Below are 11,990 nucleotides of genomic sequence, written 5' to 3' on the forward strand. Positions count from 1 at the left end.
AACTATCGGGGGTCACTCCGGATTCAGGTTTTCCGGCAGAGTATCAATGCGCCATACGTGCAAATCCGTCAGCCAGGTCACGCTTCAGATCATCAATATCTTCCAGCCCGATTTGCAGGCGCAGTGTCCGTCCGCCCGGATTCCACTGTGTGACGGTGCGGTATTCCGTGCAATCAAACGGCGTGATCAGGCTTTCAAAACCGCCCCAGGAGTAGCCCATGCTGAAGATGGAAAGCCCGTCCAGCAGCCTGCCGACATCATCCTGTGTAAATTTCGGGTCAAGCACTATTGAGAACAGGCCGGACGATCCGGTGAAGTCTCGTTTCCAGATCTCGTGCCCCGGGCAGTCCTCAAACGCCGGATGCAGCACCCGGATCACTTCCGGGCGAGATTTCAGCCAGTGTGCAATATCCAGTGCCCGTGACTGTGCTTCTTTCAGGCGGATTGACAGGGTACGCAGTCCGCGCAGCGCCAGGAAGCAATCTTCCGCACCCGGCAGCATTGCCATCAGGTCATAGGTTTGCCGCAGTTTCGGCCACCATTCGGCGTTGGCGGAGACCATCCCCATCAGCAGATCGGAATGACCGCCCAGATATTTGGTACCGGCCTCAAGGGAGAGGTCGCAGCCCATATCATGCGCCCGGAAAAACAGCGGAGTTGCCCAGGTATTATCAATAATCGTCGCGATATTGTATTTTTTAGCCACCGCCGTGATGGCCGGTACATCCTGAACCTCAAAGCTTTGCGATCCCGGGGACTCCAGGAAAATCGTGCTGGTGTTGCGTTTTATCAGAGATTCAATGTCACTGCCGATCATCGGGTCGTAATAGGTGATGGTGATCCCCATTTTTTCCAGCAGACCACGGCAAAAATTGCGGGTCGGACGATAAACACTGTCCGGCATCAGCAGGTTATCGCCGCTTTTCAGTGTGGTCAGCAGCGCCAGCACAATGGCGCCCAGCCCGGACGGTGACAGCACGGTTCCTTCGGCGCCCGCAAGGGCGCTCCAGGATTGCTCAAGATGTTTAATGGTCGGCGTACCGGCTGTGCCGTAGTTAAACTCAGCCCGGTTATTGAGCAGGGCATCCATGGTCGGGAAAACCACGGTAGATCCCCGGTAAACCGGGGCATTAACAAAACCGGATTGTGACGCAGGGTCGCGTCCCAGCTGTGTTATCTGTGTATCAATATGAAAATCTGAAACGGTTTTTTTAGTCATAACATCCTCACGCGTAATACGTCATTATTTATTTACGGCGTTATTCGGAAAACTTAAAAATAGGGGATACCGGACCCGATCACCATTCCGATACATAATACAACCCGTGCGGTATCATAAATGCTGCCTTGCATAGTTAATTCCTCAACGTTATAGATTTAATTATTGAAAAATTCAGGAACAACGCGAATATATTTATGCTGCATGCGTACAGTGTTATAAAACCATTATTATAGTAAGGGGTAACACTCTGGCTGAACAGGGCGCGGCTATACTAATAAATATGTGTTTAAAGCAAAAATTGACAGCACCGCTATTTTTCGTCCCCTTGCCAGAAAATCCGCACCTTTATTGATTTTCTGGCGGATAAGCTGCCGCTTGATCCGCCGTGGGACAGCCGGATGCATCAGGACAGAGCAGGGAGTTCCCCGGCATAAACATAATAGGTTTCAGTCACGTCATGACCGCCCCAGTCATAGGTTTGTGCGGCGATACGCTGTAATCCTTTGTGCTCATAAAAACCGAAATCGGAATCACTGTCTGTCCAGAGAAAATAACGGGCAGATTGTTTTTCCCGCAGATACGCCATCGCCCGCTGCCAGAGCTGGTTACCGATACCGAGCCCCCGGAAGCGCGCATCAATCATAAATAAATTCAGTGAGGCATCGAAATTCCCGTCACAGGAAGCCAGCAAATTTCCGTTGATAACCAGCGTATTCAGATACATATCAAACAGCGTTTCTTCCTGCGGGTCACGGGCGATAATATTTTTCAGGGCAGAATACTGACGGGTTTTGGCGCGGACTTTCTCCTGCAGATCGGCAGATGCTGTGACCGCCATAATACCGGCGATGGTATCGCCATCCCGCACCACAAAAATCCGTGATGAGCTCAGAATGACATCATCCAGCAAAAATTCCGCCATCGGCAGAACTTTCTCTTTCGGGATCCAGCTGCGGTAATCCCAGGTGGTAATAATTAATTCATTAATTTGTGCGATATCTGCATCAGATATTGTGTGTAATTCGCTGTAACTCAGTGCCTGAGTGTCACTCATGCAACCCGCCTTGTTTGTGGATTATCTGCGGCAGATTATATCGTCAGCATTAATATGCCTGCAAATAATGCTGCCGGTTTTGCCATTGCCGGAGACGGATAAAGCGATTAAAGTATTCTGTAAACCCGCAATTTCGCTGACATCCGGTGAACGATGACTTCCGAACAGAGCACAGTCCGTATTATTGATACCATCACGCTTTCCGATAACTGGTATATCCTCAAAAAATATGTCGTTGATTATCTGCGCCGCGACGGCACCCGTCAGCGTCTGGAACGGGAAGTCTATGACCGTGGTAACGGTGCGGTTATTCTGCTGTATAACCGTCAGAAAAACAGCGTCATTCTTATCCGTCAATTCCGTCTGCCGGTATATGTCAACGGTCATGACGGCTTTCTGATTGAAGCGGCCGCAGGTTTGCTGGAAGAGCGGGATCCGGTATCCCGCATCAAAGCGGAAGCAGAGGAAGAGACCGGTTTTCGCATTACCGATGTTGAAAACGTGTTTGAAGCCTTTATGAGCCCGGGATCAGTCACCGAGAAACTCTACTTTTTTATTGCCGAATACGAAGACAATAACCGGCAGACCGCCGGTGGTGGTCTGCCGGAAGAGGGCGAAGATGTGGAAGTACTGGAAATGCCGTTCCCGCAAGCCCTTGCCGCGATCCACAGCGGTCAAATTGTTGACGGTAAAACGATTATGCTGTTACAACACCTGGCGTTGTCGGGGAGAATGGGAAAATAATAATGAAAACAAAAAAATACCTCCCGCTGGTTTTGTCCCTGCTATTACCGTTGTCAGCTGTTGCCGCACAATTATCACCGGAAAATGTGGTATTGGATTTCTACCGCCTCAATTTGCAGGATCCGCCTTCTGATGGTTATACAAAAAGCCAGGATTTGTATGTCAGCCCGGCGTTGCAGGAAAGCATCAACGAATCCCTCAGTTGTAATTTTGATGGTCCGGACACCGACCAGGCGTTTTGTGACCAGCCGCGTCCCTGCAAAGAAACCGCGCATAGCTATATCTGTTTGTGGGGAGAACACTGGGTGGAAAATGATGTCAATTATTACACCAAGTCACAGGATTACCCTGATTCGTGGATAACAGAGCGGGCGGCACATACTGAATCACAAACTGCGGATGCGGCTACGGTGCGCATCACACTGGGTAAAGATCCGGAGCCGTTGCGGTCATTCCGGGTAAAACTGATTCAGCAAAACGGACAGTGGAAAATTGATAGTATTGTGATGCTTGAGTGAGACGCATGAGGTCATGCGGGCATCCGGTATATTATTTCGGTTATGATACTATAAAAACAGGAGCCGCACGCGGAGTACAGACGGGTACTGCCGTGAAGTGGTCACAGGATATTATGGCTTTACGGGAAAAAGACAATGCCATCGCCATTGCCGGCCTGGTCATTTTAACACTGATCTGGAGTTACAGCTGGATCGCCATGAAGCAGGTCACGCACTATATTGGTGCGTTTGACTTTACGGCGATGCGCTGTGTATTCAGCGCCATTATGCTATTACTGGTGCTGTATATCCGCGAACGCGCGATGGGGCGGAAAATCCGCTTTACACCATTCCGTTACACACTGGGGATAGCGGTTCTTCAGACCTGCGGTATGGTCGGGCTGGCACAATGGGCGCTGGTCAGCGGCGGTGCGGGAAAGGTGGCGATCCTCAGTTATACCATGCCGTTCTGGGTGGTGATTATGGCGGCAATGCTGTTAGGTGAACGGATGCGCCGCCTCCAGTATGCGGCTATTTCAGTTGCCGGTGCCGGGTTATTGTGTGTGATCCAGCCCTGGACCCTCGATTTTACCTCCATGAAAAGTGCTTTTCTGGCCGTGTCATCCGGGATCAGCTGGGGGGCGAGCGCGATTGTGGCGAAGAAACTCTACAGCCGCTATCCGCAGGTGGATTTACTCTCTCTCACCACCTGGCAGATGGTGTATGCCGCAATAATTATGACCGTCGTGGCATTGCTGGTGCCGCAGCGTGCAATTGACTGGCAGCCGTATGTTTTCTGGGCGCTGAGTTACAGTGCTATTCTGGCGACCGCCGTTGCCTGGAGTTTATGGCTGTTTGTGCTGAAAAAGTTACCGGCGGGTATTGCCAGCCTGAGCACACTGGCGGTGCCGGTCTGTGGTGTACTGTTTTCATGGTGGTTGCTGGGTGAGGAGCCGGGCAGTACAGAAACGGCCGGGATCGTGATGATTGTGCTGGCACTGGCGGTGATCAGTATCAAACGGACGAAAAAAACTGCCTGACATTTAGCGCACACTTCAGTTATCCGTCAGAAGAAGAACTGGTCATCAGCGGCCGGTGAACTGCTTAAGCTGGTCGGTCAGCAGCGTTTTGACCAGCCAGATGGCTTCTTCGCTGACTCTTGCTTTCAGTGCCGGGTCCGCAAACATCATCAGGCACAGTGACTCGGTTGCACCGAAAATCATCACGGATGTCCATTCCGGGATCCGGAAATTCTCCGGCAGCCAGCGCTGTAATGCACGTTGCAGGATCTGGCAGAAAAAATCCTGCACTTCGCGGCTGATCCCCGCATATTCAGGATAGGCTTTCAGTGCCGCCACGGTAGCATTGAAGGCTTCACCATCCTCTGCCATCACATCAAAATAAGTTGTGATAAAAACGGAAATGGCCTGATCGAGATCCGCTATCGGCTGCTCCATTCCGGCATTCATCCGTTCGGTCAGAACATCATCACTGTATTTGAACAATGCATGCAGCAGGGACTTGCGGTTGCCGAAATGTTTGTAGGTCACCGGCTTGGTCACGCCCGCCTTTTCCGCAAGGGTAATGAGGGTCAGGGCATCGGTGCCTTCCGCCAGGATAATACTGTTGGCGACATTGAGCAGCTGTATCTGGCGCTCGTCGCGCTGTAAACGTCCGGACAAATCTGCCTCCTCATTGATATTAACGTCGTTCTGTCTGCCGGAAAGTGTATCACAGAGTTCCCGGCTGCGGTCAGCTGACAGAAAAGATCGAAAAAAGGTCGGAAAGGTATTTACAAGTTACCAAAGGTAACATATAACTATACCAAAGGTAACTTACAACCGTTTCACCTGCAACCAGTAATCAGTGAGGATGTACCATGCCGTGGATTTTATTAATTACTGCCGGATTATTTGAAGTCGTCTGGGCATTTACCATGAAACAATCAGAAGGTTTCACCAAAGTGGGGCCGTCAGTGATCACCATTATTGCCATGCTGATAAGCTTCGGGCTGCTGGCAATGGCTATGCGGGCACTGCCGCTGGGGACGGCTTACACCATCTGGACCGGGATCGGCGCTATCGGTGCCTTTATCGTCGGGATTGTGGTGCTGGGCGAACCGGCAAACATGATGCGGATTATCGCCGGGGTATTAATTATCTCCGGGCTGGTGATGATGAAATTAGCCAGCCCGGCATAAAAAATTCAGTACTGTGTTTCCTGCCGGCAGATATTGCCGGCTGAGATTGCAGACAAAGCAGGATAAAACGTGGTTTTTCCTGCTTTGTGTTATCAGCCGAAAATCAATAAATTGATTTTCCTGGTTTATTTTTACAACCTCTGTCGGACGTCGCCAACCCCTGCGGGTTTGTCAACGGCCAGAGCCGGTCAGTGATGACCGGCTATTTATTACAGCAGGGGCAGTTCACGCGCCGGGATCACGTCTTTCATCACCAGGGTGGAAGTCAGGCGCTGAACCCCCGGCATGGCAGCCAGGCGGCTGTCATATAATTTCTGAAAGGCATCGATATCTTTGACCACAACCGTCAGCATATAGTCCGGATCGCCAAACAGCCGTTTGGCTTCGATAATCTGCGGGATATCCGCCACTGCTGTCTCAAATTTGCTCATACTTTCCTGGTTGCCGTCTTTCATCGTGACAAACACCAGTGCGGAGAAATTCAGCCCCAGCACGCGCGGATCAAGCTGTGCGCGGTAATCGCAGATAGCCCCGGATTGTTCCAGCGCTTTCAGCCGCCGGTGGCAGGGGGATAAACTCAGACCCACGCGATCTGCCAGTTCAGTGACAGTTAATCGCCCGTCGAGTTGTAATTCAGAAAGAATCTTCCTGTCAAAGCTGTCCATTGATGATTTTCTCCCTAAAATAAGGTAAATCAGGGTCTGATTAGCAAGCACATTCTACCCGAATACAGATATTCTTCCTATCAGTTTCCGGTACAGGACAGAGGTATGCGGGAACTGGTTTCTGAAAAATGTCAGATATGCCGGCAACCGCCCCCGCCGGGTCTGACGAAAACAAAAAGCCCCGTTTCATGGCTCTGAAACGGGGCTTTTCTTATTGGCAGAACGGGGATCAGTTGTTTTCTGATTCAATACCACGGCTGCGCAGGTATTCATCGTAACTGCCGGTAAAGTCAGTGACTTTCTCCGGTGTGATTTCGATGATGCGGGTCGCCAGGGAGCTGACGAACTCACGGTCATGGGAAACAAAGACTAACGTTCCCTGATATAACTCCAGTGCCATATTCAGGGATTCAATGGATTCCATGTCGAGGTGGTTGGTCGGCTCATCCATAATCAGAATGTTGGGTTTGGTCATCATTAACTTACCAAATAACATCCGGCCTTTTTCCCCCCCGGATAACACCTGTACGGATTTTTTAATGTCATCCTGGGAGAACAGCAGGCGGCCCAGCACACTGCGGACAGACTGCTCATCATCACCCGGCTGCATCCACAGACTCATCCAGTCAAAAACGGTCATATCAACGTCAAAATCGGTGGCGTGATCCTGCGCGTAATAACCGATATTGGCGTTTTCAGACCATTTATAACGGCCGGTATCCGGTGTCAGTTCGCCGACCAGGGTTTTCAGGAAGGTGGATTTACCCACACCGTTCATACCCAGTACCGCCACTTTTTCGCCCACTTCCATCATCATATTGACGTTTTTGAACAGCGGGGCGTTACCGTCGTAACCTTTGGACAGGTTTTCCATTTCCAGCGCATTGCGGAATAATTTTTTATCCTGCTCAAAGCGGATAAACGGGTTCTGACGGCTGGAGGCTTTAATCTCGGTCAGCTGAATTTTTTCAATCTGTTTGGCGCGGGAAGTCGCCTGGCGGGATTTGGAGGCATTTGCGCTGAAACGGCTGACAAATGACTGCAATTCACTGATTTGTGCTTTCTTCTTCGCGTTATCCGCTAACAGACGTTCACGCGCCTGGGTAGCGGCAAACATATATTCATCGTAGTTGCCCGGATGCACATTCAGACTGCCGTAGTCCAGATCAGCCATGTGCGTACACACCATATTCAGGAAGTGACGGTCATGGGAAATGATGATCATGGTGCTGTTGCGCGCATTCAGCGTCTGCTCCAGCCAGCGGATGGTGTCGATATCCAGGTTGTTGGTCGGTTCGTCAAGCAGCAGAATATCCGGATCCGCAAACAGGGCCTGCGCCAGCAGCACACGCAGTTTCCAGCCGGGAGCCACTTCACTCATCGGGCCGTTATGCTGTTCCAGCGGGATCCCCACACCCAGCAGTAATTCACCGGCGCGGGATTCCACGGTGTAGCCGTCCATTTCAGCAAACTGCACTTCGAGATCCGCCACGCGCATGCCGTCTTCTTCGCTCATTTCCGGCAGGTTGTAGATGCGGTCACGCTCCTGTTTGACTTCCCACAGTTCGGTGTGACCCATAATGACGGTGTCGAGAACAGAAAATTCTTCATAGGCGAACTGATCCTGTTTCAGTTTACCCAAACGTTCGTTCGGGTCGAGAAACACGTTGCCGCTGCTCGGTGCCAGATCACCGCCGAGAATTTTCATAAAGGTGGATTTACCGCTGCCGTTTGCGCCGATCAGGCCATAGCGGTTACCGCCGCCGAATTTGACAGAGATATTTTCAAACAGCGGCTTGGCGCCGAACTGCATCGTAATATTGTTGCTGATTAACAAGACGAATACTCATAAGTTAAAGGAGAAAAATAAACGGCGGGCATTATGCCACAGATGAGCGGCGAGGCACAGATGTATAAAAAAAGGGCGGTGACCCGGCAGGCCACCGCAGCACATATTATTGTGAGTTCGGATCCATAGCATAGATTTCACCGGATTCATCTTCCGGCAGGCCGTAATTCAGAACATCATAGATCCCCAAATCGGTTTTACAGACCTTTTTATTGATGACTTTATCGCCTTTGTAGACTGCCAGACCGGTAAATTCCCAACCGCGGCCCATTCCGCTGTATACCACATAGTTAAACGGACCATTTTCAAAGCGGATATACGCCGAACCACCGCCGATAAACATGGTTTGTCCGACATAAACACCATTTTTCGCATTACCTTTCACCGGCAGAGTGATCTCCGGTTTTGCCAGCGTCCCGTAGCGGTACACCGGTGTTTTGCCTTTTTCCACCACCACACTGACGTATTTATTATTTTCCAGCTGGCAGGTAAACTCCTGAGCCAGTGCCGGGGCTGACAGCAGCCCGGTGACGACCATCCCGATAAGATACTTTTTCATTTTTCTGCCTTTACAGGTTATTGTCCGGAGTCCGGTGTGTCATTACTGTTTATGACCGGCTATTTATTACCATAAAAATGAATTTATTTCCGGTTTTCCGGAACAGGATAAGCAGATATGCCATGGACTTTTGCACATCCGGCGGTTGTTTTTCCGCTGAAACACTCCCGTTTCGGGCGGTGGCTGAATCTGCCCGCATTGATTACGGGCAGTGTATCACCGGATTTGCTGTATTCTTTCGGGATGTACCGCGCAGCAGATAAGGCGCATCATTTTACCGGCTGGTTTTATACCGGATTACCGGTCTGTCTGGCAGTTTTGTTCATTTTTCACTGTTTATCCGCGCCGCTGAAAACCGTGTTGCCGTTTCCGGTGACAGACCCGCTGACCCGTTCCCTGCGGAAAAATACCATTATTGTGTTGTCTCTGTTTATTGGTGCGGCGACACATATTATCTGGGATGCATTTACCCATGAAACCGGCACGATGGTGCGGGCGCTGTCCGTTTTGCAGGTACCGTTGTTGCACGGTATGACGGACGGGCAGGAGATTGCGGTCTATAAAGTGTTGCAGCATCTGGGATCGCTGTTGGGCAGCGGTTATCTCTGCCTGAAATTCGCACAGTATCAGCGGGCACTGCCGGAGGCAGAAAAACGCGGGAATCTTATCCGGCTTATCCGTCTGATTGCGCTGGCTGTTCTGGCGGCGTTGTGTACTGCACCGCTGGCCTGTCGTCTGGCACAGACAACCGCCGGTGTTCATATAAATCGTTTTGTCTTTTATGAATTGTCGCTTTCTGTCTCCTTTTTTGCCGCTTTTGTTGTTTTGGCGGCACTTTTTCAGGTTATCAGAAAGCATTAATACGTTATGATCGCGGATTCAATTTTGCAGCACTGAGGAAAATAAACCGTGGCGATTTGGGTGGATGCGGACGCCTGTCCGAAAGTTATCAAAGAGATCCTTTACCGGGCAGCAGATCGGGAAAAAACAGACGTTACCTTTGTGGCTAATCAGCGGCTGGTGGTTCCGCCGTCACCGTTTTTAAAAACATTGCAGGTCTCTGCCGGGTTTGATGTCGCCGATAATGAAATTGTCCGTCGTGTACAGAAAGATGACCTTGTTGTCACCGCTGATATTCCGCTGGCTGCCGAAGTGCTGGAGAAGGGCGCGGTGGCACTGAACCCGCGCGGCGAACGTTACACCCCGGCGACGATTCGTGAACGCCTGACCATGCGTGATTTTATGGATACTATGCGGGCTTCCGGTATTCAGACCGGCGGTCCGGCGGCGCTGAATCAGCGGGATCGCCAGCTGTTTGCCAATGAACTGGATAAATGGTTTTTACAGCGCAAAAAACGCACACCATCCGCCTGAACGCCTCTCTGTTATTAATATCTTCATAAAGCGCGGGTTGCTGCTGTGGCATCCGGCGTTTTATTTACCCCTCATTGTAACAGTTTCTTAATCAACCCCGGATTACAGCCTTATTCACTATAATAACGATGGTTTACAATATTTACAGCTGGTTACACTACAGAATATCCGGTCTGCATTCTGCACATCACCTCGTTAAATCCGACACTTTGTATCGGGTATTCCTGATAAAGCTTATCTTAAGTCCCGTTATTATTAACATAACACTATATTCATTAACATTATAATGATAATTGTTATAATTAGCGTGCTATTTAATTAAAAAAATGCCACACAAATATTACAGATAATGATGAGGCTTTAGATGAAAATCTCACGCAGAAAGTTAATTTTAGGGGTTGGTGCTGCCGGCGTTCTGGCGGGTGGTGCTTCAGTATTAGTGCCTATGGTTCGCCGCGACGGCAAATTTGTTGAATCGACTTCACGCGCAAAACATGTTGACGGCACCGAAGGTGCATTACCGAAAGAGTCCGATGCCGTGATTATCGGCGGCGGTATGATGGGGATCATGACAGCGATTAACCTGGCGGAAAGAGGCATGAGCGTCACCGTCCTGGAAAAAGGGGAAATCGCAGGTGAGCAGGCAGGACGGGCTTACAGTCAGATCATCAGCTACAAAACATCCAAAGAAATCTTCCCGCTGCACCATTACGGTAAAATGTTATGGCGCGGTATGAACGAGAAAATCGGGGCAGATACCAGCTACCGCACTCAGGGCCGTGTTGAGGTACCGTCAGGCGCGGAAGATCTCGCAAACTCACAGGCCTGGGTTGAAAATGCCAAAGAGTGGGCGGCAGATTTTGAAGCGCCGCTCAATACTCGCTTTATTCAGGGTGACGAACTGAAAAAACGCCTGGTTGATGCCAAAACTGACTGGCCGATTGCCGGTTTTGAAGAAGATTCAGGCAGTGTTGACCCGGAAACAGGTGTACCGGTGCTGGCGCAGTATGCCAAATCCCTGGGCGTGAAAATTTACACCAACTGCGCGGTACGCGGTATTGAAACCGCCGGCGGTAAAGTCTCTGATGTGGTCACCGAGAAGGGCGCTATCAAAACCGCTCATGTGGTACTGACCGGCGGTATCTGGTCACGTTTGTTTATGGGTAATCTGGGCATTGATATCCCGACGCTCAACGTTTATCTGTCACAACAGCGTGTTTCCGGCGTTCCGGGGGCACCGCGCGGTAACGTGCATCTGCCGAGCGGCATTCACTTCCGCAAACAGGCGGACGGCACTTATGCCGTGGCACCACGTATCTTCACCAGTTCCGTGGTGAAAGACAGCTTCCTGCTGGGGCCGAAATTCCTGCATCTGCTGGGCGGTGGTGAACTGCCGCTGGAATTCTCTATCGGTGAAGATCTGTTTAACTCCTTCAAAATGGCGACATCCTGGAACCTGGATGAAGTCACGCCGTTCGAGACTTACCGCATCGCGACCGCCACACAGAATACCGAACACCTGGATGCGGTATTTGCCCGCATGAAAGCGGAATTCCCGGTATTTGAACAATCGAAAGTCGTTGAACGCTGGGGCGCGGTCGTCGCACCAACCTACGACGAACTGCCGATTATTTCTGAAGTGAAAGAGTATCCGGGTCTGGTGATCAACACCGCGACTGTCTGGGGTATGACAGAAGGTCCGGCATCCGGTGAGATCACCGCGGACATCGTGACTGGTAAAAAACCGGTTATTGACCCGGCTCCGTTTAGTCTTTCACGTTTTAGTTAATTTTCTGATTACTTACGTTGATACTATTAAGAGGCTT

At 50.6% G+C, this 11,990-nt stretch carries 13 protein-coding genes; 7 read left to right on the forward strand and 6 right to left on the reverse strand.

Annotated features, from left to right (window positions below; genetic code table 11):
• Nucleotides 1-43: 43 nt before the first annotated feature.
• Nucleotides 44-1,219, reverse strand: a complete 1,176-nt coding sequence (metC, locus tag N7387_RS06985; protein ID WP_279797949.1) for a cystathionine beta-lyase — start codon at nt 1,217-1,219, stop codon at nt 44-46.
• 406 nt (nt 1,220-1,625) lie between these two features.
• Nucleotides 1,626-2,276: a GNAT family N-acetyltransferase gene (locus tag N7387_RS06990; protein ID WP_279797950.1), complete on the reverse strand. Its 651-nt coding sequence runs from the start codon at nt 2,274-2,276 to the stop codon at nt 1,626-1,628.
• Nucleotides 2,277-2,429: 153 nt separating this feature from the next.
• Here N7387_RS06990 and N7387_RS06995 point away from each other — a divergent pair, with 153 nt between their 5' ends.
• From N7387_RS06995 to N7387_RS07005, 3 genes are all read left to right on the forward strand, one after another.
• Entirely contained in the window at nt 2,430-3,020 is a 591-nt protein-coding gene (locus N7387_RS06995) for an NUDIX domain-containing protein (RefSeq protein WP_279797951.1), read from the forward strand.
• Between the two features lie 2 nt (nt 3,021-3,022).
• The gene (locus tag N7387_RS07000; RefSeq protein ID WP_279797952.1) at nt 3,023-3,538 is read left to right on the forward strand and encodes a DUF3828 domain-containing protein; all 516 of its coding nucleotides are present in this window, start codon (nt 3,023-3,025) and stop codon (nt 3,536-3,538) included.
• Nucleotides 3,539-3,651: 113 nt separating this feature from the next.
• Entirely contained in the window at nt 3,652-4,557 is a 906-nt protein-coding gene (locus N7387_RS07005; RefSeq protein ID WP_279798012.1) for a DMT family transporter, read from the forward strand.
• Between the two features lie 45 nt (nt 4,558-4,602).
• On the opposite strand, the gene N7387_RS07010 is transcribed toward N7387_RS07005, so the two are convergent.
• Nucleotides 4,603-5,199, reverse strand: a complete 597-nt coding sequence (locus tag N7387_RS07010) for a TetR/AcrR family transcriptional regulator (RefSeq protein ID WP_279797953.1) — start codon at nt 5,197-5,199, stop codon at nt 4,603-4,605.
• Nucleotides 5,200-5,396: 197 nt separating this feature from the next.
• Here N7387_RS07010 and sugE point away from each other — a divergent pair, with 197 nt between their 5' ends.
• On the forward strand, nt 5,397-5,717 hold the full coding sequence (gene sugE / locus N7387_RS07015) for a quaternary ammonium compound efflux SMR transporter SugE (RefSeq protein ID WP_004239315.1): 321 nt from the start codon (nt 5,397-5,399) through the stop codon (nt 5,715-5,717).
• Nucleotides 5,718-5,926: 209 nt separating this feature from the next.
• Here the strand turns inward: sugE and N7387_RS07020 are convergent, their stop codons facing one another.
• The 3 genes from N7387_RS07020 to N7387_RS07030 all read right to left on the reverse strand — a co-directional run bounded on the left by N7387_RS07020 (nt 5,927) and on the right by N7387_RS07030 (nt 8,790).
• Entirely contained in the window at nt 5,927-6,382 is a 456-nt protein-coding gene (locus tag N7387_RS07020) for an Lrp/AsnC family transcriptional regulator (RefSeq protein WP_004237600.1), read from the reverse strand.
• A gap of 229 nt (nt 6,383-6,611) precedes the next feature.
• Nucleotides 6,612-8,219, reverse strand: a complete 1,608-nt coding sequence (locus tag N7387_RS07025; RefSeq protein WP_279797961.1) for an ABC-F family ATPase — start codon at nt 8,217-8,219, stop codon at nt 6,612-6,614.
• Nucleotides 8,220-8,337: 118 nt separating this feature from the next.
• Complete coding sequence (locus N7387_RS07030; RefSeq protein WP_262859148.1) at nt 8,338-8,790, reverse strand: hypothetical protein; 453 nt, start codon at nt 8,788-8,790, stop codon at nt 8,338-8,340.
• Nucleotides 8,791-8,907: 117 nt separating this feature from the next.
• Between N7387_RS07030 and N7387_RS07035 the strand changes: the two genes are divergently transcribed.
• The 3 genes from N7387_RS07035 (at nt 8,908) to N7387_RS07045 (ending at nt 11,953) form a co-directional block, all read left to right on the forward strand.
• Nucleotides 8,908-9,651: a DUF4184 family protein gene (locus tag N7387_RS07035; RefSeq protein ID WP_279797963.1), complete on the forward strand. Its 744-nt coding sequence runs from the start codon at nt 8,908-8,910 to the stop codon at nt 9,649-9,651.
• 48 nt (nt 9,652-9,699) lie between these two features.
• Nucleotides 9,700-10,164: a YaiI/YqxD family protein gene (locus tag N7387_RS07040; RefSeq protein ID WP_262859150.1), complete on the forward strand. Its 465-nt coding sequence runs from the start codon at nt 9,700-9,702 to the stop codon at nt 10,162-10,164.
• A 364-nt stretch (nt 10,165-10,528) separates the two neighbouring features.
• A complete protein-coding gene (locus tag N7387_RS07045) occupies nt 10,529-11,953 on the forward strand; it encodes an FAD-binding oxidoreductase (RefSeq protein WP_279797964.1) in 1,425 nt (474 codons plus the stop codon).
• Nucleotides 11,954-11,990: the final 37 nt, after the last annotated feature.

Origin of the sequence: Morganella sp. GD04133, from assembly GCF_029835375.1 — a bacterium.
Lineage (GTDB): Bacteria > Pseudomonadota > Gammaproteobacteria > Enterobacterales > Enterobacteriaceae > Morganella > Morganella morganii_B.